General features: G+C 70.6%; 21 protein-coding genes and 1 pseudogene. 14 read left to right on the forward strand and 8 right to left on the reverse strand.

Features of this window, described 5'->3' with window-relative positions; genetic code table 11:
• Nucleotides 1–93: 93 nt before the first annotated feature.
• The 3 genes from K340_RS29480 to K340_RS0111855 form a co-directional block, all read right to left on the reverse strand.
• On the reverse strand, nucleotides 94–4,029 hold the full coding sequence (locus tag K340_RS29480; protein WP_051265932.1) for a family 78 glycoside hydrolase catalytic domain: 3,936 nt from the start codon (nucleotides 4,027–4,029) through the stop codon (nucleotides 94–96).
• 165 nt (nucleotides 4,030–4,194) lie between these two features.
• Nucleotides 4,195–5,157, reverse strand: coding sequence for an NAD-dependent epimerase/dehydratase family protein (locus K340_RS29485; protein WP_051265935.1), 963 nt, complete (start codon nucleotides 5,155–5,157; stop codon nucleotides 4,195–4,197).
• Nucleotides 5,154–5,741 (reverse strand): TetR/AcrR family transcriptional regulator, encoded by a 588-nt coding sequence (locus K340_RS0111855; protein WP_029136865.1) that lies wholly within the window; start codon nucleotides 5,739–5,741, stop codon nucleotides 5,154–5,156. The genes K340_RS29485 and K340_RS0111855 overlap by 4 nt, the downstream gene beginning before the upstream one ends.
• A 274-nt stretch (nucleotides 5,742–6,015) precedes the next feature.
• On the opposite strand from K340_RS0111855, the gene K340_RS29490 reads away from it, so the two are divergent.
• Together K340_RS29490 and K340_RS0111865 are read left to right on the forward strand one after the other, a co-directional pair.
• Nucleotides 6,016–6,792 carry a CHRD domain-containing protein gene (locus tag K340_RS29490; protein WP_037364067.1) on the forward strand — a complete coding sequence of 259 codons (777 nt, stop codon included), beginning with the start codon at nucleotides 6,016–6,018 and terminating at the stop codon, nucleotides 6,790–6,792.
• Nucleotides 6,792–7,631 carry a class F sortase gene (locus K340_RS0111865; RefSeq protein WP_211229392.1) on the forward strand — a complete coding sequence of 280 codons (840 nt, stop codon included), beginning with the start codon at nucleotides 6,792–6,794 and terminating at the stop codon, nucleotides 7,629–7,631. The genes K340_RS29490 and K340_RS0111865 overlap by 1 nt, the downstream gene beginning before the upstream one ends.
• A gap of 67 nt (nucleotides 7,632–7,698) precedes the next feature.
• On the opposite strand, the gene K340_RS0111870 is transcribed toward K340_RS0111865, so the two are convergent.
• Together K340_RS0111870 and K340_RS29495 are read right to left on the reverse strand one after the other, a co-directional pair.
• The gene (locus tag K340_RS0111870) at nucleotides 7,699–8,457 is read right to left on the reverse strand and encodes an ABC transporter permease (RefSeq protein WP_037364348.1); all 759 of its coding nucleotides are present in this window, start codon (nucleotides 8,455–8,457) and stop codon (nucleotides 7,699–7,701) included.
• A 5-nt stretch (nucleotides 8,458–8,462) separates the two neighbouring features.
• Nucleotides 8,463–9,587, reverse strand: coding sequence for an ABC transporter ATP-binding protein (locus K340_RS29495; protein WP_084614293.1), 1,125 nt, complete (start codon nucleotides 9,585–9,587; stop codon nucleotides 8,463–8,465).
• Nucleotides 9,588–9,916: 329 nt separating this feature from the next.
• On the opposite strand from K340_RS29495, the gene K340_RS36640 reads away from it, so the two are divergent.
• From K340_RS36640 to K340_RS0111930, 11 genes are all read left to right on the forward strand, one after another.
• Complete coding sequence (locus K340_RS36640) at nucleotides 9,917–11,962, forward strand: Hsp70 family protein (RefSeq protein ID WP_051265941.1); 2,046 nt, start codon at nucleotides 9,917–9,919, stop codon at nucleotides 11,960–11,962.
• Between the two features lie 9 nt (nucleotides 11,963–11,971).
• Complete coding sequence (locus tag K340_RS29505) at nucleotides 11,972–13,552, forward strand: dynamin family protein (RefSeq protein ID WP_051265944.1); 1,581 nt, start codon at nucleotides 11,972–11,974, stop codon at nucleotides 13,550–13,552.
• Nucleotides 13,549–13,890 (forward strand): nucleotide exchange factor GrpE, encoded by a 342-nt coding sequence (gene grpE, locus K340_RS0111890; protein ID WP_029136868.1) that lies wholly within the window; start codon nucleotides 13,549–13,551, stop codon nucleotides 13,888–13,890. Before K340_RS29505 ends, grpE begins: the two co-directional genes overlap by 4 nt.
• Before the next feature lie 52 nt (nucleotides 13,891–13,942).
• Nucleotides 13,943–16,255, forward strand: coding sequence for a dynamin family protein (locus K340_RS29510; RefSeq protein ID WP_051265947.1), 2,313 nt, complete (start codon nucleotides 13,943–13,945; stop codon nucleotides 16,253–16,255).
• A gap of 140 nt (nucleotides 16,256–16,395) precedes the next feature.
• Nucleotides 16,396–17,985 carry a DUF6802 family protein gene (locus K340_RS34225; RefSeq protein ID WP_051265951.1) on the forward strand — a complete coding sequence of 530 codons (1,590 nt, stop codon included), beginning with the start codon at nucleotides 16,396–16,398 and terminating at the stop codon, nucleotides 17,983–17,985.
• Nucleotides 17,985–18,248: a hypothetical protein gene (locus K340_RS0111905; RefSeq protein ID WP_029136869.1), complete on the forward strand. Its 264-nt coding sequence runs from the start codon at nucleotides 17,985–17,987 to the stop codon at nucleotides 18,246–18,248. Before K340_RS34225 ends, K340_RS0111905 begins: the two co-directional genes overlap by 1 nt.
• Before the next feature lie 99 nt (nucleotides 18,249–18,347).
• Nucleotides 18,348–19,424: a DUF6802 family protein gene (locus K340_RS34230; protein WP_029136870.1), complete on the forward strand. Its 1,077-nt coding sequence runs from the start codon at nucleotides 18,348–18,350 to the stop codon at nucleotides 19,422–19,424.
• Nucleotides 19,425–19,589: 165 nt separating this feature from the next.
• Nucleotides 19,590–20,075 (forward strand): (2Fe-2S)-binding protein, encoded by a 486-nt coding sequence (locus tag K340_RS0111915; protein ID WP_029136871.1) that lies wholly within the window; start codon nucleotides 19,590–19,592, stop codon nucleotides 20,073–20,075.
• On the forward strand, nucleotides 20,072–22,603 hold the full coding sequence (locus K340_RS29525) for a xanthine dehydrogenase family protein molybdopterin-binding subunit (protein WP_084614294.1): 2,532 nt from the start codon (nucleotides 20,072–20,074) through the stop codon (nucleotides 22,601–22,603). Before K340_RS0111915 ends, K340_RS29525 begins: the two co-directional genes overlap by 4 nt.
• Complete coding sequence (locus K340_RS0111925) at nucleotides 22,600–23,460, forward strand: FAD binding domain-containing protein (RefSeq protein WP_029136872.1); 861 nt, start codon at nucleotides 22,600–22,602, stop codon at nucleotides 23,458–23,460. The genes K340_RS29525 and K340_RS0111925 overlap by 4 nt, the downstream gene beginning before the upstream one ends.
• A complete protein-coding gene (locus tag K340_RS0111930) occupies nucleotides 23,460–24,329 on the forward strand; it encodes an SRPBCC family protein (RefSeq protein ID WP_029136873.1) in 870 nt (289 codons plus the stop codon). Before K340_RS0111925 ends, K340_RS0111930 begins: the two co-directional genes overlap by 1 nt.
• A 76-nt stretch (nucleotides 24,330–24,405) precedes the next feature.
• Here K340_RS0111930 and K340_RS37005 read toward each other — a convergent pair whose 3' ends face one another.
• Nucleotides 24,406–24,666 carry an endonuclease domain-containing protein gene (locus K340_RS37005; protein ID WP_245599535.1) on the reverse strand — a complete coding sequence of 87 codons (261 nt, stop codon included), beginning with the start codon at nucleotides 24,664–24,666 and terminating at the stop codon, nucleotides 24,406–24,408.
• Nucleotides 24,606–25,154 carry a hypothetical protein gene (locus K340_RS37010; RefSeq protein ID WP_029136875.1) on the reverse strand — a complete coding sequence of 183 codons (549 nt, stop codon included), beginning with the start codon at nucleotides 25,152–25,154 and terminating at the stop codon, nucleotides 24,606–24,608. Before K340_RS37010 ends, K340_RS37005 begins: the two co-directional genes overlap by 61 nt.
• A 322-nt stretch (nucleotides 25,155–25,476) precedes the next feature.
• Between K340_RS37010 and K340_RS0111945 the strand changes: the two genes are divergently transcribed.
• Nucleotides 25,477–25,752: a DUF6457 domain-containing protein gene (locus tag K340_RS0111945; RefSeq protein WP_029136876.1), complete on the forward strand. Its 276-nt coding sequence runs from the start codon at nucleotides 25,477–25,479 to the stop codon at nucleotides 25,750–25,752.
• Between the two features lie 11 nt (nucleotides 25,753–25,763).
• On the opposite strand, the pseudogene K340_RS29535 reads toward K340_RS0111945, so the two are convergent.
• Nucleotides 25,764–26,077, reverse strand: a pseudogene (locus tag K340_RS29535) (IS110 family transposase); the annotation flags it as partial.

Genomic DNA, 26,077 nt, shown 5'->3' on the forward strand with positions numbered 1-26,077 from the left:
GGTCACCCCAGATACGTCGCATCGACTCCCCGCGCGCAGGTTGCGGAATCCACGTGGCGGATCGCCGGGACGTCCCGCAACCTGCGCGGTGGGTCAGTCGGCCGAACTCGAGGTGAACCGCCAGCGGCCGCCGGTCACTGTGTAGACGGCATAGCCGTCGGTGTAGGTCGGCTTCGCGGTCGTCGGCGTGCAGCGGGTGTCGGCCGCGGCGGCGGCCGGGACGTACACGGTCGCGGTCGAACCGGCCGGCACCGTGACGTTCAGGCTGAACTGCCCGCGGTGCGAGCGCCACGAGGCGCCGGCCTCGCCGCGCACGGTCTGCAGGGTGTGCGCGGCCGAACTCAGACTCACCCTGGCGTCCGGACGTACCTCGAGCTCCCGCCAGCCGTCGGCCACCGGTCGTAGCCCGGCGACGTTCTGCTGCAGCCACTGCACAACGGTGCCCTGGAAGTAGTGGTCGCGGGAGCGGCCCGGGATCTGCCAGAACTCCCACATGGTGTCGGCGCCGTTGTCCACCCAGTAGCCCCAGCTCGGGTAGCTGCGCTGCAGCGCGACCGCGGCGGCCAGGTCGGCGCGGCCGAACCGGGTGAGCGTCGGCAACAGCACGCTGGTGCCGAGGCAGCCGGTGTTCAGGTGGTTGCCGCGGGCGGTGATGTCGGCGACCAGCGAGTCGAACACCCTCGCCACGTACTCGTCGGGGACCAGATCGAACGCCAACGGGATCACGTTCGAGGTCTGCCGGTACTCCGGGTCCCTGGCCGTCCGGTAGTGGCCGGTCGTGGTGTCCAGGAATTCGGCGTTCAACCTGTCCCGCAGGGCATCCGCCGCTGCCCGGTAGCGTTCCACATCGTCGCTGACGCCGATCAGCTCGCCGACCTCGGCGGTGGCCAGCAGGCCGCGGCGCAGGTAGGCGGTGGCCGTCAGCCGGGTGTCCTCCGGCGGGTTGCCGCCGGTTCCGGGAGACAGGTAGTCGCCCAGGGCGGTGACGGCCAAACCGTTCTGCAGCCGGCGCAGCTCCCAGTCCAGGTACTTGACCACGTACGGGTAGTGCTCACGCAGGACGTCGGTATCGCCGTACCAGCGGTGCATCTCACGCAGCACGAACGGGTACACCGTCGTCCACTCCGGTGCCGGGGCGAGCTGCGTGTAGCCCCAGCTGCCGCTCGGCACGATCACCGGGATCTGGCCCGATTCCACCTGGCTGTCCCGCAGGTCGCCGAGCCACTTGCTGAACAGCCGCTGCATGGCCAACAACTGCGCCATCGTCGGCGCGGCCACCTGGGCGTCGCCGGTCCAGCCGTTCTTCTCGTACATCGGGGTGTCGGTCGGGATGCCGTGCAGATTGTTGTGCACGGTTCGGCGCATCATCTGCTCGAACTTCTCGAACAGCGGCTCGCTGCAGCGGAAGGTGCCGGCATCGGCGATGTCCGAGTGCACCACCCGCATCTGCACGGTGCTCTTCGTCGGCGCGGCCGGCAGCCCGTCCAGCTGGACGTAGCGGAAGCCGTGATAGACGAAGCTCGGCTCCCACTCCTCGATGCGCCCGGTACCGGCGGCGGTGTACTCGTCCTGCTGGCAGCGGCCGGGGGCGTTGCCGTTGCCGGCGACCACCGTGCCGTCGCCGGCCAGCACCTCGCCGTGGGTCAACCGGACCGTTGTGCCGGCGGGAAGTGTTGCCCGCAACCGGGTCCAGCCGGCAACGGTCCGGCCGAAATCGGCCACCCAGACCCCGTCGGCCGGCTTGGTGATGGTCACCGGCGCGACCGTCTCGACCACCCGGATCGGCTCGTTCTGCTGGGCCTGCAGCTCGCCCTTCGGTGCCGGCAGGGCGTGCGCGACCGCCCAGCCGGAGGCGTCGAAGCCGGGCGCTGCCCAGCCGGTCAAGGCCTTGGTCGCGTCGTAACTCTCACCGGCGTAGAGGTTCTCGTAGACCGTCGGGCCGTCGGAGATTCGCCAGTCGGCGTCGCTGACCACCTCCTGGCTGCTGCCGTCGGGATAGTCGAGGATCAGCCGCACCAGTAGCCGGGGCTCGCCGTGCCAGCTGGCCGTGTTCCAGTTCCAGGCGTTGGAGGTGAGCATTCCGTAGAAGCCGCGGCCCAGTTCGGCGCCGATCACGTTGCTGCCCTTGCGGATCAGGTCGGTGACATCGTGGGTGACGTACAGCATGGTCTTGTCGTAGTCGGTGAAGCCTGGCTCCAGCACCGCATCGCTCACCCGGCGGCCGTTCAGCTGCACCACTGCGTACGCGGCGGCGCTGACGTACAGCCGCGCAGCACTGGGCCGGCGGTTGGCGGCGAACTCACGCCGCAGCAACGGTGCCGGCGGCATCGGCACGTCGATCGAGACTCCCGACCCCCACGGACCCTGACCGTAGGGCGCCAGCACCGCGACCGGGTCCCAGGAGGAGTCGTCGAAACCAGTGTGCTGCCAATCGGTCTGCTCGGTGTCGGTGATCAGCCAGGACGCGCCGGTGACCAGTACCAGGTCGTCGCCGGTGGTGTGCACGACCAGCTTGCCGAGTACACCGCCGGGGTTCACCGACGCCCCCGGCCGGTTGGTCGCCCGTACCGCGACCACCAGCTCGCCGGCCACCGCCGCCTGCGCCGCGTCGGTCACATCGACCAGTTGGGCCAGCCGCCAGGCGTCCGTCCGCTGCGGGACCGAGGCCACCTGTTCACCCTGCAACCAGCCGGTGAAGTCGTCGTCCGCGGTCAGGACCAGGGTGGCCGCGCGCACCTGGGTGCCGGCCGGGATCGGCAGGTGGGCTCGCAGGTAACGGGTTCCCACCGCGCCGTCATTCGCGGTGCTGCCCGGTGCCCAGACCCAGGAGGTGCCGACCAGGTCGGGCTCGTCCGGCTGTGGGATCGATACGCCCGAGCCCCACGGGCCCTGCCCGTAGCTCGCGAGCTCGGCGGCGGCCTCCCAGCCGGAGTCGTCGAACTCCGGCTGTTGCCAACCGGCCGGCTCGGTATCGGTGACCTTCCAGGACGAATCGGTGGCCAGTTCCAACTGCTGGCCGGCACCGGTGACCACGACCAGGCGCGCCAACAGCCCACCCGGATTGATCGAGACGGTGCCGGCGTTGGTCACTTCGGCGGCCAGCACCAGCTCGCCGCCTACCGCGGCGGTGGCCTGCTCGGTGACGTCCGCTGCCTCACCGGTCCGCCAACCGTCGGTGACCGGCGCGGACGACAGGATCTGCTGACCGCCGAGATAGCCGGTGTAGTAGTCGTCGGCGGTCATCACCAGGTAGGCGCCGGCCACGTCCGTGCCCGCCGGGATGGCCAGTCGGCCGCGCAACCGTCGGGTGCCGGTGGGTCCACCGTTGGCCGTGGATCCCGGCGTCCAGATCCACTTCGCGCCGGTGAGTGTGCGCTCGACCTGCCCGGACGGTGCATTGCCGATCCAGGAGGCGCCGCCCCAACCCTCGCCCAGCAGCGCGGTCTCGAACCACCCCGGATCCGACCAACTGCCGGCCCGGCCGCTGCCGTCCCAGCTGCGCACCCGCCAGAAGTAACGGGTGCGGGGTGCGAGGCTCGGACCGGCGTACGCGACGTTGCCGGTGGCGGCCGAGGCGACCCGCCCGGAGTCCCAGACATCGGCCGTTCCCTTGCGCAGCAGGTGTTCCGAGCTCGACACCTGCAGCTGATAACCGGCCTGGGTGCCGCGGGCACCGGCGGGGAACTCCCACCCGAACCGCGGGCGGGCGACGTCGGTGCCCAGCGGGTTCACCGCATACCCGGTGGTGGTGGTCACCGGGCGCAAGCCGCCGCCGGCACCCCCGGCCGCGACCCCGGCGATCGCCGGCTCTGCGCCGGCCGACCCGGCCGCAGGGCCGGATGCGGACCCGGCGGATGCCGCCGCGGTACCGGTGCCCAGCGCCAGGCCGGCCGCGGTGGCGGCGCCGGCACCCAGGAACAACCGCCGGCTGACGGATGAACCGTCGGGCGGTCCGTCGGCGCCGGCGTCAACGGGTTCGCCGACAACGTTGACCTGATCGGGCGTGCGTGGGCTCTGACGATGTGCCACCTGGGGCTCCTTTGCGACCGGTGAGCCTCGAACATGGCACGTCGCAGCCGACCGATCAATGGTTCGGCGAGCAATGAAACCCGGACGGTTTCCCTGCGCAACCCGGCATCGCCGCCGGGATCCGCCGCCGGGATCCGTCATCCGGTGTTCGTCATCGGGTGTCCGTCATCCCTGGTCCTGGTCGGCCGCGCCGTCCTGGCGATGGGGCCGGGCCTGCCCGGCAGCCGCCAGGCCTTCGGCGAGACCGGGGAACTGCGGCGCCCAGCCCAGTTCCCGACGCGCCAGCCGATTGGACACCTGCATGTTCACCCTGGTCATCAGGACACCCGCATACGGCGCGGCTGCTCGTAGCAGCCAGCCGGGCAGGGCCATCGGCGGCCGCGTCGAATGCACGCTGGCAATGGTGTCGACGTAGTCGCGCCAGCTCGCCGGGGTGTCGTCGACGATGTTGTAGGCGCGGCCCGGGGTTCCGCGAGTGAGGGCGGCGACGGTGGCGGTGGCGGCGTCCTGGTGGTGGATCAGGCCGAGGGTTCCGCGCCAACGCGTCGGGACGGGCAGTTTCCGGTGGTTCAGCATCGTGACCATCGTCGGGGTGTCGTCGCCGTAGAACAGGCCGTAGCGCAGCGCGATGCCGTCGATCCCCGGCGTGTGGAAGGCCTGCTGCTCGGCCGCGACCATCGCCCGGATCGGCGCGTCGGTCGGATCGCCGGCGAGCGTGCCGAACGGGGTGTTCTCGTCAACGGCGCCGACATCGCGGTAGCCGTAGCCGAAGACGATCGACTGGGTGACGAACCTGGTGGCGCCGATGGCGCCGGCCGCCGCCAGCAGGTTGGCGCTGCCTTCGGTGCGCAGCCGATTGGTGGCGTCCATGTCCCTGAACCTGGCCGGCGCCTTCTTCAGTGCGGTCAGCTCGTGCAGCACCGCATCGGCGCGGACCCCGGACACCGCGGACAGCAGGGCGTCCCGGTCCATCACGTCGGCGACGATCGGCCGTCCGCCGCGCGCCCGGACCACGTCGGCGCCCTGCACGGACCGGGCCAGGCCGATCACTTCGTGCCCGGCTTCGGTGAGTGCGGGCAGCAGTCGTCCGCCCAGGGTGCCGGTCGCACCCGCCACCAGAACCTTCATTGTTTGTCTCCCATCAGATGTGCCGCCATGTCGACGAGGGTTGTCAGGTATCGCTGCTGCGGGACGGCCAGCGGATGCTCGCCGCCGAAGACATCCCGCAGCAGCCAGTAGTGCGAGATTGCGTCGATGAGAATGGCGGCCAGCGCCTCCGCATCGAGCTGTGGTCCGCCGAGCGCGCGCAGCAGCGTGACCAATGCCTGATGGTTCGTCCGGATCTCCGCGTCCCGGATGAACCCCAGGAGTTCGGGCGCCGAAGCCAGGTCCCTGACCAGGATCCGGTTCACGTCGCGTTCGTCGTCCAGGCGCTGCAGTCCGAGTTGAGCGACCTTGAGCAGGACCGCCTCCGTCGGGGCGTCGGAGCTCGGACTCATGCTGGGCAGCAGTTCGTTGCGGGATTCGATCCGCTCCCGGATGCCGGTGGACAGCAGCGCCTCCTTGGACGGGAAGTGCCGGTACAGGCCGCCCGAGCCCGGAGTCAGGCCGGCCGCCGCCTCGATCTGCGCGATCGAGGTGCCGGCAAACCCGTTCTCGCCGAACAGGCGCATGGCCTCGGTGACGATGCGGTCGCGTGTTCCGCTGCTCACGGTCCTCCCTCGGGCGTTGCTCCATCAGTAAGTACTTACTTACGACGGTAGCCCGGCGCGGTCGCCGCGGCAAGACAATTCCTGGCCCGGCGGTGGGATCCGTCGGGTGTTGTCGGCGGAAATCGGCCGCGGACCCGTCCGAACCGGCGGCGGGTCCGAATCCGTTGTGTCGAGCAAGCCAGAGCGCGCCCAAGCGCCCGTCTCGGCGGCGCATCCGGCGCCGTCGTCGCCCGGCCCGAACAGAAATGGTGGAACTCCCATGGGCAGAACAAGAATGCGATTGACGATCGGATCGGCCATCGGCGTGTTGGCGATGCTGGGATGGGCGTTGCCCGCGGCCGCCGCCGATAGCACGGTCCAAGCGGATCTGAAACCCGTTGCCGGCAACGGCGTTCAGGGCAGTGGCAAGGCGATGGTACAGATCACCGGCAACACCCTCACCGTCACCATGGCGGCCACCGGGTTGTTGCCGGACAACCCGCATGCCGCACACATCCACTTCGGGGCCGAGGCGCGCCACGAATGCCCGAACCTGGGTGACGACACCGACAAGGACGGGCACCTGACCACCACCGAGGGCGGCCCGGCCTACGGCCCGGTCGTCGTCTCGCTGACGAAAACCGGTGACACCTCGGCGAAGTCGGTGCTGGCCATCGACCGGTACGACACCGCGCCGGGTGGCGACCTGCAGTACGAGCGCGGATCCATCCAGGTCTCCGACGAGGTGGCCGCGGCCATCGCCGCCGGCAAATCGGTGGTGGTGATCCACGGCGTCGACTACGACCACGACGGCGCCTACGGCGGCAGCAAGAAGTCGGAGCTCGACCCGAGCCTGCCGACCGAGGCGACCGACCCGGCCCTGTGCGGCGTGCTCACCGCGTCGCAGATGTCCGGCATGCCCGCCGGTGGCGTGCAGACCGGTGGCGGATCCACCGCCGGTGTCGAGGATCCCGGTCTGCTGATCGGCGGCGGCGCCGCGGTGTTGTTCGGTGCGGCACTGTTCGGCGGCGCGTTGATCGGCCGTCGCAAGCTCGCGGGTCGGGCGAGCTGATGACGCCCGGCGCCGGCCACGGGAACTCCCGTGCCCGGCGCCGCGGCCTGCGCACCGTCATGCCGGCCGCGGCGCTGTTGCTCCTGGTCGCCGGGACCATCGCGGTCGCGGTCGGGCTGTTCCGGCAACAGGAAGCCCCCCCGGCTCCGGCTCCGGCGGCGGCCGGGCAACTCGACGCCTTGCCGGATCCGCCATCCGCCGGCCGCTCGGTCACCGGCGCTTCGGCAATCGACCCTGCGGCTTCGTCGATGCGGACACTTCCCGCGGCGCCCTCGTCGGCCCCGGCGTCACCACCTGTCTCGGTGGCGCCGGCCCCGTCGGCGCCGCCAACGTCACCGGTTTCGTCACCGTCGGCGTCGACCTCATCGCCGGCCGCGCCGCCGGAAGTCGTTCCGCCCGAAAGCATCCGCATCCCGTCGATCGGTGTCTCATCCGATCTCCTCGGGCTCGGGCTGGCGGCAGACGGCTCGCTGGCCGTGCCGACGCCGGGACCGGACTACGACAAGGCCGCCTGGTTCACCGGGTCGCCGGCCCCGGGCTCGCCCGGGCCGGCGGTGATCGAAGGCCATGTGGACAGCTCCGCGAACGGCCCGTCGGTCTTCTACCGGCTGGGCGAGATCGCCATCGGCGACCCGATCCGGGTCACCCGGTCCGACGGATCGGTGCTCAGCTTTCGGGTCTACGCCGTCCGGTCGTATCCCAAGGACGCCTTCCCCACCCTGGACGTGTACGGCAACACGGCAGGGCCGGAACTCCGGCTGATCACCTGCGGCGGATCCTTCGACAGCGGCAGCGGGCACTACCTGGCCAACACCGTCGCCTTCGCCCGACTGAGCTGACCGGCTCTCCGCGGAATGCACCAGAACGGGTGCTCAGCGCCATTCCTGGTGCATTCCGGGTGCTGTGTCAGGCGTCGCGCTGGTACAGCGAGAGCAGCGCCAGCAGCCAGATCACCAGCGCGGTCACCAGGAAGATCACCAGACCCTGCTGGGCGCTCGGCCCTTCGGCGATGAACGCGGTCCGGCCGAACATCCCGCCGTGTCCGCCGGCCGCCACGAAGTTGAACCCGGCGTTGAACGGCAGGTACGGGGTCATGTCGCGCAGACCGGAGATCAACATCAACAAGGTCTCCACCAGCAACGGCCACAGCAACAATGCGGTGATAGCGCCGGCCGACTGCCGGACCAGGGTGCCGACGCCGATGGCCAGCACCGCGCCGATCGCGTACAGCGCCGAGTAGCCGAGCACCATGCGGTAGTCCGCGGCGGAGCTCAGCTGCAGCGGCACGTCCGGATCCGTGGCCAGCGCCTTCACCAGGAAGAACCCTCCGAGGCTGGCGACCGCGCCGGTCACCGCGCCGATGAAGGCCATCAGCACCGTCTTCGCGGCCAGCACCAGCGCTCGCTGCGGCACCGCCAGGAAGCTGTTGCGGATGGTGCCGAACCGGTACTCGGTGGTGATGGTCAACGCGGCCATCACCATGAAGGTCATCATGCCCATCGGACTGCCGGTCTGTGAAACGAAAACCGTTGCCTCCCGGCCATTGTCCACCAGTGCTACGGCCAGACCCAGGCCCCAGACCGCGAGCAGGATGACGCCAAGGCACCAGTACGGCGACTTCGTCGAGAACAGCTTGATCCGTTCGACCGCGAGTGCTGCCACCATCGTCGTCACCGCCCTTGCGGGGTCGAAGGGGGACCGAAGGGAGGTTGCGACCCGAGTGGGTTGCCGAACTGTTGCTGTCCGCCCGGCCCTGGCGTGTACTGCGGGGCTGACGGGCCCCGTCCGCCGGGCGCATCGTGCGCGACGTACTCCACCGAGGAATTGGTGAGCTGGATGAACGCCTCCTCCAGTGAACCGGTCTGCGGGCTCAGCTCGTGCAGTGGGATGCCCTTGGCCGCAGCCAGTTCGCCGATCTGTTCGATCGGCAGGCCGATCACCGTCAGCCCATCGGCCACCTCGTTGACCCGAACCGCGCCGCCGGGAACCGCACCGCCGGGAACCGCGCCGCCGGGAACCGCGCCGCCGGGAACTCCGCCCCCGGGTGCTCCGCCGCCCGCGCCCTGGGCGCGGATCAACTCGTCCAGCGCCGCGCGCAGCGCCGGCAGTTGCGGGCTACGCACCCTGACGCTGGATTCGGTGGAGTGCGAGATGAAGTCGGCGGTGGAGGCGTCGGAGATCAGTTGGCCGCGGCCGATCACCACCAGATGATCGGCGGTCAGCGCCATCTCGCTCAACAGGTGCGACGAGACGAAGACCGTCCGGCCCTGCTCCGCCAGTCCCTTCATGAAGGTCCGGATCCAATGGATGCCCTCCGGATCGAGGCCGTTCACCGGTTCGTCGAACAGCAGCACCTCCGGATCGCCGAGCAGCGCGCCGGCGATGCCGAGCCGCTGCTTCATCCCGAGGGAGAACTTGCCGGCCGCCTTCCCGGCGACGCTGGTCAGCCCGACGGTGTCCAGCACCTCGTCCACCCGCTTGACGCCGAGACCGTTGGCCCTGGCCATCCAGCGCAGGTGGGCCCGCGCCGTCCGGTTCGGGTGCACCCAGTTCGCGTCCAGGAGCGACCCCACCTTGCGCAGCGGGTGCTTGAGATCGAGGTACCGCTGCCCGTCGATCAACGCCTGGCCACGGTCAGGGCTGTCCAGCCCGAGCACCATCCGCATGGTGGTCGACTTGCCGGAACCGTTGGGCCCGAGAAATCCGGTCACCTGGCCCGGCCGTACCAGGAAGGACAGCTGGTTGACGGCCACCGTGCGGCCGTAGGTCTTGGTGAGCCCCGACGCCTCGATCATCGGACCCCGCCCCTGCGCGCTTCCGTTGTCGCGTTCACGTGTCCCCTTCCGGCGCAGCACCTGCCGCGCGCGTCCAATGCTGCCTTACCTGTGCGGTCCGGACCGAACTTTCCGGTAATGCCCGGTCGGTCGGAACGGTGTCAACCCTGAAATGTCACCCGGCCGGCCACCCCGGCGACCCCGGGCGGAAACACCGAACCCAACCCCTGCGATCGGCTCGACATGGCACGATGCATCTTCGGGGCCGCGAATCGCGCCCGCGCCGGGCCGACCCAGGGCCGGCACCGATGACCCGCGCGGGTGCACAGACACATCGAAGACAGAGGGGAATGTCCGACAGGATGCGACTGCTGTCCATCGACTTCGGCACGTCGAACACCGTGGTGGCGCTGGCTGTCGACGGCCAGGCGGCCCGGACCGTGACCTTCGACGCATCGCCGCTGCTGCCCTCCGCCGTCTATCTGGCGGCCGACGGCAGTGTCACGGTCGGCCGGGAGGCGCAGCGGCAGGCCAGGCTGGACCCGACCCGCTACGAGCCGAACCCGAAGCGCCGGATCGACGACGGCGAGGTGCTGCTCGGCGACCGGGTGGTCGGCGTGGTCGAGCTGATCGCCGCCGTCCTGCGTTCGGTGGCCACCGAGGTGCGGCGTCAGCTGGGCGGCGCCGCCGCCGACGAGGTACGGCTGACCCACCCCGCCCAGTGGGGTGCCACCCGGCAGAACACCCTGCTGTCCGCCGCCCGGGCCGCCGGGCTGGGTACCAACCTGGTGCTCATCCCGGAGCCGGTGGCCGCGGCCGCGCAGTACACCCAGCTGCCCGGTCGCACCCTGCCGCCGGGCGGCACCGTGGCCATCTACGACCTGGGCGGCGGCACCTTCGACATCGCGGTGGTCGGCCGCACCCGCAGCGACTTCCACGTGCTGGCCGAGGCCGGCCTGGGCGATCTCGGCGGCCTCGATTTCGACCAGGCGGTGCTGGACCACGTCGGCCGGACCGCCAGCTCCACCGACCCGGCCCGCTGGCAGCAGGTCCTGCGGCCGGCCGACTCGGCGTCCCGGCGGGCCGCCCGCGCTCTGGCCGAGGACGTCAGGGCCTCCAAGGAGACGCTGTCCCGTTACCCGCAGACCGAGGTGGCGCTGCCGGACCCGTTCAGCGATGTGCACCTGACCCGGCCCGAGTTCGAGGGCCTGATCCGGCCGAATCTGGTCCGCTCCATCGAGGTGTTGCAGACCACCCTGCGCAACGCCGGCGTCGGGCCTGATCGGCTCACCGGCATCTTCCTGGTCGGCGGTTCGAGCCGGATCCCGTTGGTGGCCAAGCTGATCACCGAGCAACTCGGCGTCACCCCTGTCGCCCTCGACCAGCCGGAGACCGCGGTCGCCCTCGGCGCGCTGCTGGTTCCGGTGCACCGGGAGGGGAACCGGACGGTGGCGTTCGGCGACACCCCCGGTGGGCAGAACCCGGTTAGTGCCGGGCAGCCGGCCGCCGGCGGGCCACCGGTCGGCCCGCGTTCGGGGCCGATGACGGGCGTCCCGTCCGGTGGCGGGCAGCGTCCGGTGGCCGGGCCCCCGCCGGGCACCGGGCCGCACTCCGTGCCGCTGACGGGAGCCGGGCCGGGTGCCGGCAGTTCGAGCGGACCGGCCGGTCGCTCCAGGAGCTGGGTATGGATCGCGGCGAGCGTGGTCGGGCTGCTGGTCGCCGCCACCCTGGTGCTGGTGATCGTCAAGCCGTTCTCCACCGGAAATGCCGACCAGCCCACCGATCCGCCGACCACCGGGGTGACCAGTTCCGGCACCGTCACCACCGGATCGACCGACCCGAGCAACCCGGTGTCGAGCGGCCCGTCGCCGACCGGTGACCCGAACGCGACCGGAGTCGGCCCGCAGCAGGCGCTCACCCAAGGCGAGCTGGACTTCCTCGGGCCGGCCGCGAACAAGTTGATCAACTGCGGCGACAACACCGACTCCATCAACCGGCAGGTGCCGGAGAGCTATCGGGGCACCAGGGTGCTGCGCTGCGACATCCCCGAGTCGGACGACAGCGGTCTCTACGGCCGGACCCTGCTGTACGTGTTCACCAAGGACGACGCGGCGGCCGCCACTGCGATGCAGGCGCAGATCACCAAGGACCGGGTGGCGGACCAGGACTACTCGGTGCAGGACAAGGGCGGTGACGTCAAGACCGGGCAGGGCACCCTGCGGGTGGTGGTCTCGGATCACCTGGCGGAACTGGGGAGCGCCTCGGACGGGGACGGCGTGCCGACGGTCAGCTGGTCCGTTGACGGCAAGCCGTATGTCGGGGTGATGGCCGGCGTGAAGTCGTCCTCGGCCAGTGACCTGCTCGACTACTTCACCATCAACTTCCAACCCCGGTAGCGCGCTGACATGCAAGGGCCATTGTCGCTGTCGGTCGGCGGACTGTGCACCGCGCTGCTCCCCCAGGTGTCGCCGCGCACCGCTGGCGGCCTGCGAGAGGTGTTGCGGCGGTTGGACACCCCATTGCAGTTGGCGGTCGCCGGGCGGATCAAGGCCGGGAAGTCGACGCTGGTCAACGCGTTGATCGGGCGCCGGGTGGCACCGACCGACGTCGGCGAGTGCACCCGGTTGGTGACCAGGTTCCAGTACGGCACCGTCGACCGGATCGAGGTGGTGATGCGGGACGGCGGGCGCAACACCATCCCCTTCGCCGCCGACGGCGGCATCCCGGCAGACCTCGGTATCCCGTTGGAGCAGGTCTCGCACCTGGAGGCCTACCTGACCAGCGCGCTGCTGTCCGACGTCACGGTGATCGATACCCCCGGCCTCGGGTCGATGGACTCAGCGTCGGTGTCCCGCACCGAGGCGTTGCTGGGGGCCGCCCGGAGCGAGGACACCCCCGACCCGGAAGCGGATCCGGACACCGGACCCGGTGACCTGGACCAGGTTTCGGAGTTCGCGGTGGCCGGCGCCGAGGCGGTCGTCTACGTGTTCACCCAGTCGATCCGGGCCGACGACACCAAGGTGCTCGCCGCGTTCACCGCCGCAACGGCTTCCCGGGATGCCGGACCGGTGAATGCACTCGCAGTGCTGAACAAGGCCGACACCGTGCAGCCGGACAGCGTCGACGGCTCCGGCGGCGACATCTGGCATGCCGCAGAGCTGCTCGCCGCCTCGCAGGCCGCGGTGCTGCGGCCACGGGTGGCCGACGTGCTGCCGATGAACGGGTTGCTGGCCGAGACCGCGGAGACCGGCGCGTTCACCGCCGCCGACGCCGAGGCGCTACGGGCGCTGGCCGGCGTTGACCCGGCGCTCTTCGGCGCCATGATGATGGCCGCCGATCTGTTCACCTCGCTGGAGGCGCCGGTCGATTCACCCGCCAGGGTCAGGCTTTTGCAACTGCTGGACCTGTACGGCATCAACGCGGCGGTGCAGATCCTGCGCGCCGAACCCGCGGTGTCGGCCGGCGAACTGCGCCGCCGGCTGCTGGCCAGCTCCGGGCTCGGTGAGTTCCGCCGCCGGCTGGGTGAGGTGTTCCGGCTGCGGGCGGACGGGATCAAGGCGTCGGCGGCGCTGGCCTCGTTGGGGGCGTTGGCGGCCGCCACCGGCGATCCGCATGAGCGGCAACGGATCCACGACGGCATCGAGATGTTGCTGCAGCGGCCGGAGGCGCACCAGCTGCGGCTGCTGGAGGCGCTGACCCTGGTGTCCGGCGGAGCGGTGGCGATGGATCCGGAGCTGACCGCGGAGATCCTGCGGCTCGGCGGATCCACCCGGCCGGACGAGCAGCTCGGGCTGCCCGGCCGCGCCGCCGCAGAGCTGCAGGCGGCGGCGCTGGAACGGGCCGGCTGGTGGCGCTCGTTCGCCTCGTTCGGCGCCACCCCGGGGCAGAGCCGGGTGGCACACGTGGTGCACCGCGCCTACTTCCTGCTCTGGCAGGAACTGAAGGGACAGGTCCCACCCGGCCCGCCCGGCTTGGCCTCGCGATGAAGTGGCGGCGACAGAATGAGCCCAACCCGGCCAACCCGGCCAACTCGGCCGCCGCGGACGAACGCCGGCAGCTGATCGAGCTGCTGATCTACGCCTGGGACCGGGCCCGCAGCCCCGGGGTCTGGGAGCGACTGGCCGCCGGGCTGGCCGAGGTCGGCGTGCAGGTGTTGCGGCCCGACGGCGAGCCGTTCGACCCCAATGCCCACGAGGTCGGCGGCACCGAGCCCACCGATGACGTTTCGAAGATCGACACCGTGGCCGAGACCGAGGTCGCCGGGTTCGCCGATCGCGGCGTGCTGATCCGGGAACCGGTAGTGGTCGTCTACCGCCGCAAGTGACGCGGGTCCCGGTACCGTCGAGAAATACTGTCCAGTCGCGAGGGGATGACGGATGACCACACCGGTGGCGCGCGCCCAGGTTGCGCTGCCCCAGGCCATCCGGCAGTGGCGCGAGCAAGCGGTCGGCTGGGTGCGCAGCACCGACGCCGACACCGCGGCCCGGCTGGCCGCCCGTAAGACCACCCGCGCAGTGCCGCGGGTGGTGGTGGTCGGCGAGACCAACAGGGGCAAGTCGTCGCTGGTCAACGCGCTGCTCGGGACTCCAGGGTTGTCGCCGGTTGATGCCGGCCTGGCCACCTGCACCTACCTTCAGTTCTCCCACGGCACGTCACCGACCGCGGTCGCGCACTTCGGCGGCGGGATGGCCGACATCACCTTCCCGGCCCGTGAGCTGTCGGCCTGGGCGACGATGGATTCCGAACCCGACCACGACCTGCCGCCGCCGCGCTGGATCGAGGTGACGGTCCCGGCGCCGCTGCTGCAGACCGTCACCCTGGTGGACACCCCCGGCGTCGGCGGCCTGGTCGCCGGGCACGCCGATCTGGCCGCAGAGGCGGCAGCGGCCGCGACCGCGTTGCTGTTCGTGGTGGACGCATCGGCCCCCTTCACCCGCGGCGAGCTCGAATTCCTGGAGAAGGTGGCCGACCGGGTCGATGCGGTGCACTTCGCCGTCACCAAGACCGATGTGTTCCGCGGCTGGCGGGAGATCGTGGCCGCCGACCAGCAGCTGCTGGCCCGGCACGTGCCGCGGTTCACCAATGCGCCGTTCCATCCGGTATCCAGCACCCTGGCCGCGGCCGCCGACGGGCAGGCCGATCCGCGGATCGCCGAGGTGATCCGCACCCAGTCCAGCATCGCCCCGCTGCGCCGGATCCTGGCCGAGGACGTCGCGGCCAGGGCATCACTGTTGGCAGACGCCAACCTGATCCGGATGGCGGTGACGGTGCTGACCGGCGAGGTGGTCGGCCTCGACCAGCAGCGCCGGGCGTTGACCAGCGGCGCCGAGCAGTCCGAGGCGCTCAAGGTTCGCCGCGAGGAGTTGCTGAACCAGCGGCGCAGCGGCGGCGGCCGGTCGTGGCAGGTGATGCTCCGCGCCGAGATCCAACGGGCCAGGGTCGACCTGGTACACGAGACCGCGCGCGAGGTGCGCGAGGCCTCGCAGATGTTCCGCGGCGCCATCGATGCGGCCGACGCCGATGCGCTCAAACAGCTACCGTTCCACATCGATGCCTACGCCCAGGCGATGACCGCCCGCGCCCACGGCCGGCTGCTGGAAGCCATGGGGCGCATCGTGAATGCCGTTCTGGTGGAGCTGTTCACCGCCGAAGAGTTGGCGCAGCTGGCGTCCTCGCTGGCCACCCGGCCGTACGCGCCGCTGGTGACCCGCGGCCCGGAACGGGCCAAGAGCGCAGACGACACGATCATGTCGCTGGCCGGTGGCGGCATCGGGCTGACCCTTGGCAGCCTGGTCCGGATGGCGTCCGCGGCGGTACTGCCGGCGGCGATGGGGGTGGTGCTGCTGCCGGCCTCGATCGCGTTGGGCGGGGCCGCTGCCTTCTTCATGGTCCGCTCCCGGCGCCGGATGCAGGACAAGCAGCACCTCAAGTCGTGGCTGATGGAGGTACTCGGCGAGGCGAAGGCGCAGATCGACCAGAACATCGCCGAGCAGTTCATCGAGGCCGACGAGCAGCTGACGCTGGCGCTGGACGACGCCCTGACCAAGCAGGTGACGGCCGTCGAGAACGAGATCAAACAGGTCGACGGTGCGCTGAAACTGGACGCCACCGAGCGGGCCGGCCGGCTGCGCACGCTCGACCAGCGGCGGACCTCCGGATCGGCGCTCATCACCTCCGGCGAGGCGCTGCTCGATCGGATCCGCGGAACCCGCGCGGCCGGTTCGGTGATCCTGCCCGGGATGACGAAGGCCGGGGTCGCGCGGACCATCGCCCTGCCGCCCGGGTTGCCGGCGCCACCGCCGGGTCCGCCGCCGGGCCAGCCGCCGCAACCGGCTGGCGGAGCGCCACAACGGGTTCCGTCGTCGGTCGGGGGTGACGTGTCGTCGGAGGTCACTGCACCCCAGTCGATCGAAACGGCCCCGTCAGCCCCGTCAGCCCCGTCGGCCCCGTCAGCCCCGTTCGATGTGGGGCCGCCGGCGGTCGGCGTGCCGCGGCCGCCGGCTCGCCCTCCGGTGATCCCGCCCGGAACCGCGCTCGGAGCACTGTTCGGACGGGACAGCGCGCCGGTCGAGTCGGTACCGTCGGAGAACGGGAACGCTGACGACGGGGCCGACGAGCTGGAACGCACCCGGCCGCGTCCCTCGCGGCAGGTGCCGCCGGTGCCGTTCGGCCGTGGGGATCCGCGGTGACGCCGCCCGCTGCCGGTGGCGGCCGGTCGTCGTCACCAGCGGAACCGAGCTCCGGACCGCGGCGTCGAACCGGTTGCTGACCGACGGCCAGCGGCTCACCGAGGCCACCCGACCACCCCGGCCACCGACAGGGGGAATGCATGTTCGAGCATCACGACCCGTACACGGCCGACCCGTCGTCGGTGGACGACGTCGCCGGGCCCGCTGAGGAACTCGAACCCCCGCTACACGACGATGCCGGCGCCGACACCTTCGCCGGACTGGAGCTGTGGCCGCACGATGCGGCCCCCGGAGCGGAGTCGCCGGCCGCCGACGACGGATCGGCACCCGAGGTCACCGTGCCGGGGGCCGACGGTACCGAGTTCACCGGTCCGGCCACTTACGACTCCGACGGCGACGGGGTCGCCGACACGATCGTGGTCCGCAACGCCGACGGCTCGGTGATCAGCGCCACCGACGCCGATGGCGACGGCGTTGCCGACCGGCTGGTGGTGGCCCGCACCGACGGCACGGTGACGGTCAGCGAGCTCGACGACCACGGCAACTGGGTGGCGGTGGCCGATGGCGATCAGCACCCGAACCAGCCCGGGACCGACCAGCCAGCGACCGACCAGCCCGGCGCTGACCAGCCCGGCGCCGACCAGCACGACCCCGAAGAATCGGGGACCGTCCCGGCAGGTCACCTCGCGGCGTCCGGCGAACACGGCGACGTCGACGCCGGCGAGCCGCAGTACGACATGAACGGCGATGGCCGGCCGGAGACCGCGGTGGTCGAACGGGACGGAGTGATGTACCAGTACTCCGACACCGATGGCGACGGCCGGGCCGACCAGCTGCTGCAGATCACCATCGCCGACCGGAGCGCCACCATCATGGTCGACAACGGCGACGGTTGGACGGTGGCCACCACCGGTCACATCGCGGCGGACGGCGACTTCGTCCCGGACCAGCCGGCCGGGCACAACGAGCCGGCCGGGCACGGCGAACCGGTCGGCCAGCAGGAACCGGCCGGCGGCCAGGAGCCGATCGCCCACCCCGCGCAGCAGTCGACGGCCGGCATCGAGCTGACCACGCCCGACGGGCAGCGCGTCGAGATCGGCGCGCCCGACCAGGATCTGGACGGCGACGGGGTCGCCGAGTCGGTGGCGGTCCGCACCGATGACGGGCACCTGCTGATCGTCAGCGACACCGACGCCGACGGCACCGCCGACCAACTGATCGACGTCGACCCGGCCACCGGTGCGGTGAGCTGGCTGGCCGTCCACGACGACGGCGGCTGGACGGTGACCGCCCACGGGCACGTGACCGACGACGGGTCGTTGGCCATCGACGGCGACGGTGCCGGCGAACCGGACCGCACCACGGAACCGGATCACGCAACGGAGCCTGATCAGGCAACAGAGGAACAGGTGACGGTGTCCGTCGACGGGCGCAACTTCCCGGCCGGGCCGGCCACCATCGACTCCGATCACGACGGGGTCCCGGACACCGTCGCGGTGCCCGGCGTCGGCGGCAGCACGCAGTACTACCAGGACACCGATGGTGACGGCATCGCCGATCGGGCCTGGACGGTGAACGCCGACGGCAGCAGGGGAGCCGAGTACACCATCGACGGCGGCGGCGAATGGGTGCAGGCTGGAACCGAGCAACCCGCGGCACCGGCGGCGACGCCGTCGGCGCACGGACACCCACCGGAGCAGGAAGTCACACCCTGGGGACGTGATCGTTGATGTCGGAGCAATATCCGCAGGCAGCGCCGCTGATCACCCGCGCGGCGCACCCGGCGCTGCGGCGCGAGGTGCCGGCCGTGGTGGCCGCAGCGGTCAGGGACGCGCGGGAGCGTCAGACCCGGGCCGGATCGACGACGGTGCGGCGAACGGACCCGGTCCGGCCGGGGCCGATCGTGCCGGCCAACCTGTCCGCCTTGCTCGGAGTGTCCAGCCGGCAACCAGCGGACCCGCAAGCTCGGCCGAACGAGGCACCAGGGCACTGACCGCGCGCGATCCGGCGGAACGGGAACCGAACCGCACCGGCCGAGCGTCACACCACCAGCAGACATCTCCCGTCACCCGGGCCGATCAAGGAGCACACCATGGAGTACAGCGACGGATCCGAGACCGTTGAGCCCGGCGAGAGCATCACCGCAGGTCACCAGGACCTCGGCAGCGCCACCTACGACTCGGACGGCGACGGGGTCGCCGACTCGGTGATCGTCGGCCAGGACGAGTACACCGTGGTGGTCACCGACCACGACGGTGACGGCCGGGCGGACGAGGTCACCACCTACGACTCGCACGGCAACGAGGTCGAGTCGCAGTCGTCCGGCGGCGGCGTCGGTGACGGCTCCGACGATCCCGGCGCCGATTCCGGTAGCGGCACCGACACGGAGCCGGACACCGGCACCGACACCAGCGCCTCGACCGGCACGGATGACGGCTCCGACACCGACGGCTCCGATACCGGCTCCGACACCGACGGCGCCGACACCGGCACCGACGCGGCCGACGGCACCATCACCGTTGTCGACGACCACGGCAACACCGTCGAGGTCGGCCCGGCCACCGTCGACATGGACAACAACGGCACGCCGGACACCGCGGTGGTGAAGGGGGACGACGGCTCGACGATCGGCTACACCGACCGTGACGGGGACGGCGCCGCCGACCAGATCACCCGGATCACCGCCGATCGGGAGGTCACCATTCTGGTCTCGGACGGCAACGGTGGCTGGGACGTGGCGGCCCGCGGGCACCTGGACGACAACGGCGAGTTCGTCGAAGACAACTCAGCGGGATCGTCGGGGTCGGCCACTGCCGGCGCCGACGGCGGATCGGACAACTTCGCTGACGATGCGCCGGCAGCGGACGCGGCCCCGGTCGACATCAGCTACACCGATGCCAACGGCCAGTCGTACCAATTGGGCGCGCCGACCGCCGATTTCGACAACGACGGCCGGCCGGACACCGTGGTCACCACCCTGGAGAACGGCACCGTGGTCGGCTACTCCGACACCGACGGCGACGGGCTGACGGACCAGGTCACCCAGATCGACCCGGACGGCACCGTGACCATCGGGGTGCCGGACGGCAACGGTGGCTGGGAACAGGCCGCGACCGGGACCCTGGGCCCGGACGGCGAGTTCGTGCCCAGCACCACCGTCACCGTCTGAGCGGAACTGAACCGGGACAACCCCGCTACGCCAGGCGTAGCGGGGTTGTCCCGTCTGGAGGCGTAGCGGGCTTGTCCGCTCTCGCGTAGCTTGTGGCTATCCCGCCCCTGCCCCCGCGCACCGGGAGCCCGGGCCACAGCAACGACGCTGGAAGGCGGATTGTCGATGACACAGGTCAGCATCACGGTCGACGGGACGAAATACACCGACGACGTCGAACCAAGGACCCTCCTGGTCCAGCACCTTCGGCAGGCGATCGGCAAGACCGGGACGCTGGTCGGGTGCGACACCACCAATTGTGGTGCCTGCACGGTGCACCTGGATGGGGTGAGCGTGAAGTCGTGCACGGTGCTGGCCGTGCAGGCGGACGGGCACGAGGTGCTGACCGTCGAGGGGCTGGCCGATGGCGGTGAGCTGCACCCGGTGCAGCGGGCCTTCCACGAATCGCACGCCCTGCAGTGCGGCTATTGCACCCCGGGAATGATCATGCAGAGCATCGCCCTGCTGCAGGAGAATCCGAACCCGACCGAGGACGAGATCCGCAACGGGCTCGAAGGAAACCTGTGCCGCTGCACCGGGTATCAGAATATCGTGAAGGCGGTCCAGCAGGCTGCCGGGTCGGTCGCGGCGGGAACGGGGGCGGCGGAATGACCACCACCGAGGCCCGCCCGTCGACTCCGGAGAAGGAGGTCGGCAAGGCTCGCACCCGCAAGGAGGACCAGCGGCTGATCACCGGCCGTTCGCGGTACACCGACTCGATCTCACTGACCGGCATGCTGCACTTGGCGATGGTCCGCTCGCCGTTCGCGCACGCCAGGATCACCGGCATCGACGTCGGTGCGGCGAAGGCGGCCGACGGGGTGATCGCGGTGCTCACCGGCGCCGACCTGGCCGACACCCAGGGCTCGCTGCCCAACGCCTGGCCGATCGTCCCCGAGCAGAAGGCACCAGCACATCCGTCCATTGCGGTGGACACCGTCAATTTCGCCGGCGAGGTGGTGGCCGCGGTCGTCGCCCGCACCCCGCAGGCCGCCCGCGATGCCGCCGAACTGGTCGACGTCGACTACGACGAGCTGGCGCCGGTGCTCGACCTGGCGGAGGCGGCCACCGATGCCACCGTCATCCACCCGGATCTTGGCACCAACGTCTCCGCGCATTTCGTCTTCGACTCGGCACAGGCCGGCACCGGCGGCGACGTGGATGCCGCCATCGAACAGACCCGCGCCGACGGCGGCGTCGTGGTCGAGCGGACGCTGCGGCAGAATCGGCTGATCCCGGCGTTCATGGAGCCGCGGAGCTGGGTCTGTGACCCGACCGGCGACCAGATCGTGCTGTACGCGGCCACCCAGATCCCGCACGTGCTGCGGGTACTGCTGGCGCTGACGCTGGGCATCTCGGAGTCGAAGCTGCGGATCATCGCGCCGGATGTCGGCGGCGGATTCGGCGGCAAGCTGCAGGTGAACCCGGAGGAGGTGATCACCCTGCTTGCCGCCACCCGGCTTGGCAAGCCGGTGAAGTACACCGAGACCCGATCCGAGTCGATGGTCGCCGCCCACCACGGCCGCGACCAGATCCAGAAGCTGACGATGTCGGCCACCCGCGACGGCAAGATCACCGGCTTCAAGGTGCAGCTGCTGGCCGATATGGGCGCCTACCTTGCGGTGCTCGGCGGCGGCGTGCCGGCCTTGGGCGCCTTCATGTTCAACGCCATCTACAAGATCCCGGCCTACCAGTTCGACCTGACAACGGTGTTCACCAACAAGACCTGGACCGACGCCTACCGGGGTGCCGGCCGGCCGGAGGCCACCTTCGGGGTCGAGCGGATGCTGGACGAGCTGGCGGCCGAGCTGGCCATGGAGCCGCTGGAACTGCGTCAGCTCAACTGGATCAAACACGAGGAGTTCCCGTTCACCACCGTCTCCGGGCTGCAGTACGACTCCGGTAACTACGAAGCGGCGACGGCAAAGGCCAAGGAACTCTTCGGGTATGACGAACTGCGGGCCGAGCAGCAGCGGCGCCGGGAGTCCGGCGATCCGGTACAGCTGGGCATCGGTATCTCCACCTTCACCGAGATGTGCGGGCTGGCGCCGTCGCGGATCCTCGGCGCGCTGGCCTACGCCGCCGGCGGCTGGGAGGCCGCGTCGATCCGGATGCTGCCGACCGGCAAGGTCGAGGTGGTGACCGGATCCACCCCACACGGGCAGGGTCACGAGACCGCCTGGAGCCAGATCGTCGCCGATCAGCTCGGCGTGCCCTTCGAGGACATCGAGGTGCTGCACGGCGACACCCAGATCGCCCCGAAGGGCATGGACACCTACGGATCCCGGTCGCTGGTGGTCGGCGGGCAGGCCGTCATCAATGCCGCGCAGAAGGTGATCGAGAAGGCGAAACCTCTTGCCGCGCACCTGCTCGAGGCCTCGGCCGACGACCTGGAATTTGCCGGCGGGAAGTTCACCGTGAAGGGCACCGATACCTCGATCAGCATGCCGGAGCTGGCGTTCGCGGCGTTCGCGGCGCACAACCTGCCGGACGGGATGGAACCGTCGCTGGACTCGGAGGCCACCTTCGACCCGGTCACCTTCTCGTTCCCGCACGGCACGCATTTGGCGGCGATGGAAGTGGACACCGAGACCGGAATGGTGAAGCTGCGCAAGTACGTCTGCGTCGACGACATCGGCAACGTGGTGAACCCGCTGATCGCCGAGGGGCAGGTGCACGGTGGGCTGGCGCAGGGCATCGCCCAGGCGATGTTCGAGGATGCCGTGTTCGACGAGCAGGGCACCCTGGTGTCCGGGTCGTTCGTCGACTACCTGGTACCCAGCGCCGCCGACCTGCCGCACTTCGACACCGCGATGACCACTACTCCGTCGACCACGAACACGTTGGGGGTCAAGGGGGTCGGCGAGGCGGGCACCATCGCCTCCACCCCGGCGATCGTCAACGGCGCGATCGACGCGGTCCGGCATCTCGGGGTTGCCGACCTGCCGATGCCGCTGTCGCCGTGGGCGGTCTGGCGGGCGTTGCAGGGTGCGACGCCGGCGTCCGGCTCGGCGGCGGCCGCCGGCACCGGACTGGGCGGCAATGATCCCGGCGGAACCGAGTCTGCACGGATGGGCGCCGGTGGTGTCGCCGACGGCAGAGACAGCGCTAGCGACAAGACCGAAGGAGACCGGGCATGATCCCCGCGGCTTTCGACTACCAGGCGCCGGCGTCGGTGGAAGAGGCACTGCAGCTGTTGAGTGGCGGCGGCGACACCGAGATCAAGGTGCTGGCCGGCGGTCAGTCGCTGCTGCCGGTGCTCAAAATGCGGTTGGCTGCACCGGATCTGGTGGTCGACCTGGCAAAGATCCCGGGGCTGACGGGCATCCGCGAGGACGGCGACCGGATTGTCGTCGGCGCGATGACCACGCATCACGAGGTGGCGAACGATCCACTGGTGGCCGAACACCTGCTGCTGTTGCAGGAGGCCGCGAAGACGGTCGCCGATCCGCAGGTCCGGCACCGCGGGACGCTGGGCGGCGCGCTGGTGCATGCCGATCCGGCCGGCGACCTGCTGGCGCCGGTGTTGGCGCTGGATGCCGAACTGGTGATTTCCGGAGCGGCCGGACGTAGGACCGTGCCGGCCGCGGAGTTCTTCCAGGGTCTGTTCACCACGGCGGTCGGCGAGGACGAGATCCTCACCGAGATCCGCTTTCCCCGGCACACCGGCTGGGGCGCGCGCTACGAGAAGTTCACCCGGGTCGTCCAGCAGTGGTCGGTGGTGTCGGTGGCGGCGAGCGTGCGGATGGACGGCGGGGCCATCGCGGAGGCCGTGGTGGCGCTGACGAACATGGGATCGACGCCGATCCGGGCGAGTTCGGTGGAACAGGCGCTGGCCGGTTGCGCGGCGACGGCGGAGGCCGTCGGAGCGGCCGTCGCCGGCGTGGCCGAGGGCACCTCGCCGCCGGCGGACCTGAACGGCGACGCCGACTATCGGCGGCAGTTGGCGGTGGTGCTGGCCCGGCGGGCCGTACTGGCGGCGGCCGGAGTCTCCTGATGGATCTGCAGCACCACTTCACCGTGCCGGCCACGATCGAGGACACCTGGGCGGCCTTCAACGACCTGCAGCGGATCGGCGGTTGCCTGCCGGGGGCGACCATCACCTCGGTGGACGGCGACGACTTCACCGGAACCGTCAAGGTGAAGCTCGGACCGATCTCGTTGCAGTACAACGGGACCGGCAGCTACACCGAGCGGGACGAGGCCGCCCGGCGGGTGGTGATCGTGGCCAAGGGCAAGGATAAACGCGGCAACGGAACCGCCTCGGCCACCATCACCGCGAAGCTGGTCGCCGACGGCTCCGGTACCGCGGTGGATGTTGACACCGACCTGTCGATCACGGGCAAACCGGCCCAGTTCGGTCGCGGGGTGATCCAGGATGTCTCCGACCAGTTGCTCGGCCAATTCGTCGATTGCATCAAGGACAAGCTGACTCCCGCACCGGCCGCGGCTGCTGAATCGGCGGCTGCTGGGTCGGGAGCTGCTGGATCGGGAGCTGCTGGATCGGGAGTTGCTGGGTCGGGAGCTGCGTTCCCGCTGGACGACTCGCCGTTGCCGCCGGCGGCCACCGACACGCTGGCGCCCTCCGAATTGCCGACGGCGAAGGCGCCGTCGGCCGAGCGAACGGAACCGGCCGAGACCGACGGCGGTGCCGGCCCGGCTGCGGCGACGGCCGGGTCCGGCGCTGCTCCGTCCAGCGGAGCAACGTCCGGGCCGGTGTCCGGCCCGCCGGCCGCCGAGATCGACCTGATGTCCACGGTGGGTCCGGTGCTGATCAAGCGGTACGCCAAGCCGGTGGTCGGCGTTCTCGCCGTGCTCGGCCTGATCCTGGTGCTGCGCAGGCTGTTCGGCGGTTCGGCGGACTGACTGGTCCGATCGGGCCTCAACTTTCGGAAACCCGCAGGTCGACCTGCAGGTATTCAAAAGTTGAGGCCCGATCGGATCACCGGCGCCAGGAGATCGTCTCGGCCGCCAGCTCGATCGCCTCGAGTGTTGTCCGAACTACGTAGTCGGGATCCTTGGACAACATCTTCCAGGTGAACCTGATGACGATCCACCGCTCCAGGATCATCAGGTTCTGCCGCTCGCGGTCGTCCTCGAACGCCCCCGGCGACGTGTGGAACGCGCGACCGTCGATCTCGATCACCAGCTTGAGATCCAGGAATGCGATGTCGAGGTAGAGCGTCCGTCCCCGCCGGCGGATCTTGTAGTTGCCATACCATCGGTGATTCCGGCCGCCCGCAGGATCCGGTGCGCGAGCCGCTCGGCCGCCGACCAGGCTTTGTCCCGGGAGTCGAGCAGGAACCGAGCCCGGCGCTGCTGTCCGTTGCTGCCGGCCATGGCTGCGTGGGCTGCCCACAGGCCCCGGATCGTGCCCATCCGCTTCCGCAGGATCCGGTCGATGGATTCGCCCTCGGTCGCCGGTGCCAGTTCCATGGCTGTGTATTCGGGATCGCTCAGTCGCACTGGTCCCTGCCGGAGCACCCAATCCGGTGGGACGGGTCGCCCGGTGAACTCGAAGCCGGGAGTTTGGTGCCAGGGGCGGACACCGGCCAGTTGGACGGACGGTGCGACGAGCTGTGGCCAGAACGTCATCTTGGCAGCGGTGTGCAGATGCAGGACGCCGTCCGGGAACCGGCGCAGTGCTGCCAGGGCCAGGACGTCGGGGTTGCCGGCGTGCGCGGACTCCACGTGGACTCCGGGGAATACGGTCGCCAACCGCCGTGACCGGCGCACGCCCGGACCAGGGTTGAGCGCAGGCTGGGATGTTCGCGCAGGAGCAGTACTCCGCCATGGGCGGCCAGCAGTTCGTCCAGTCGATCCATCCCGCGACGATCGCCGGAATCACGCGGGGCCGGCGGTCCCGGTGCGGAGAATGTGGACAAGCAGCAGCGGGTGGACAATCGCGAGCGTGACCCGATCCGGCCCCAACTTCCGGAGACCCGCAGGTCGACCTGCGGCTGTTCGAAAGTTGGGGCCGGATCGGGTCACCCCCTGCGGTTACCGTGAACAGATGAGCACCCTGGACGAATTCATCGAGCAGACCGAGCGGGTCCTGCAGTTGCCGGCGGGAAGCCTGCCGCCCGAGCTGCGCAACGACCTGCTCGACCTGACCCGTGACGTTGCGCACGGCGTCACCCGGATCGCCGGACCGCTGAGCACCTACCTGCTCGGGTTGGCCGTTGGCGCCGGCGCCGACCGCGCAGCGAGCGTCACCGCGGTCGCGGAGTTGGCCGGCGGTTGGGACGCTACGGACGAAGCCGGCGCCGAAGGTAAGGGAGCGTCATGAGATGCCCTGTGTCAAGCCGCCGTGTTGTTGGTCGTGTTTTGGTTGGTCAGGAGGCGTTGCAGGGTGTGGTGTTTTTCGGGGCTGTAGGCGAGGTTGTCTTGCCAGCAGTGCCAGATGACGAACAGCCAGGCGCGGGCCAGGATGCGGACGGCGTGGGGGTGGTCGTGGCCTCGGTCTCGGGCTCGGTTGTAGAGGTCGGCGGCCCAGGGGTTGGCGTGGCGGGAGTCGCCGGCGAAGTCGGTGACGGCGTCGCGGAGTTGTTTGTCGCAGGCCCAGCGGAAGCCGACGGCGCGGATCTTGCCGGATTGGCGGGTGGAGGGTGCGA

Origin of the sequence: Nakamurella lactea DSM 19367 (assembly GCF_000426645.1) — a bacterium.
GTDB classification, from domain to species: Bacteria; Actinomycetota; Actinomycetes; order Mycobacteriales; family Nakamurellaceae; genus Nakamurella; species Nakamurella lactea.

Bases quoted from the DNA above. Each gene is read 5' to 3' on its own strand.
- K340_RS29490 (WP_037364067.1), top strand. From the start codon at position 6,016: ATGCGATTGACGATCGGATCGGCCATCGGCGTGTTGGCGATGCTGGGA.
- K340_RS0111870 (WP_037364348.1), bottom strand. From the start codon at position 8,457: ATGGTGGCAGCACTCGCGGTCGAACGGATCAAGCTGTTCTCGACGAAG.
- K340_RS0111905 (WP_029136869.1), top strand. From the start codon at position 17,985: ATGTCGGAGCAATATCCGCAGGCAGCGCCGCTGATCACCCGCGCGGCG.
- K340_RS0111945 (WP_029136876.1), top strand. From the start codon at position 25,477: ATGAGCACCCTGGACGAATTCATCGAGCAGACCGAGCGGGTCCTGCAG.
- K340_RS29510 (WP_051265947.1), top strand. From the start codon at position 13,943: ATGACCACACCGGTGGCGCGCGCCCAGGTTGCGCTGCCCCAGGCCATC.
- K340_RS29525 (WP_084614294.1), top strand. From the start codon at position 20,072: ATGACCACCACCGAGGCCCGCCCGTCGACTCCGGAGAAGGAGGTCGGC.
- K340_RS29485 (WP_051265935.1), bottom strand. From the start codon at position 5,157: ATGAAGGTTCTGGTGGCGGGTGCGACCGGCACCCTGGGCGGACGACTG.
- K340_RS34230 (WP_029136870.1), top strand. From the start codon at position 18,348: ATGGAGTACAGCGACGGATCCGAGACCGTTGAGCCCGGCGAGAGCATC.
- grpE (WP_029136868.1), top strand. From the start codon at position 13,549: ATGAAGTGGCGGCGACAGAATGAGCCCAACCCGGCCAACCCGGCCAAC.
- K340_RS0111915 (WP_029136871.1), top strand. From the start codon at position 19,590: ATGACACAGGTCAGCATCACGGTCGACGGGACGAAATACACCGACGAC.
- K340_RS29505 (WP_051265944.1), top strand. From the start codon at position 11,972: ATGCAAGGGCCATTGTCGCTGTCGGTCGGCGGACTGTGCACCGCGCTG.
- K340_RS36640 (WP_051265941.1), top strand. From the start codon at position 9,917: ATGTCCGACAGGATGCGACTGCTGTCCATCGACTTCGGCACGTCGAAC.
- K340_RS0111925 (WP_029136872.1), top strand. From the start codon at position 22,600: ATGATCCCCGCGGCTTTCGACTACCAGGCGCCGGCGTCGGTGGAAGAG.
- K340_RS0111865 (WP_211229392.1), top strand. From the start codon at position 6,792: ATGACGCCCGGCGCCGGCCACGGGAACTCCCGTGCCCGGCGCCGCGGC.
- K340_RS29495 (WP_084614293.1), bottom strand. From the start codon at position 9,587: ATGATCGAGGCGTCGGGGCTCACCAAGACCTACGGCCGCACGGTGGCC.
- K340_RS34225 (WP_051265951.1), top strand. From the start codon at position 16,396: ATGTTCGAGCATCACGACCCGTACACGGCCGACCCGTCGTCGGTGGAC.
- K340_RS0111930 (WP_029136873.1), top strand. From the start codon at position 23,460: ATGGATCTGCAGCACCACTTCACCGTGCCGGCCACGATCGAGGACACC.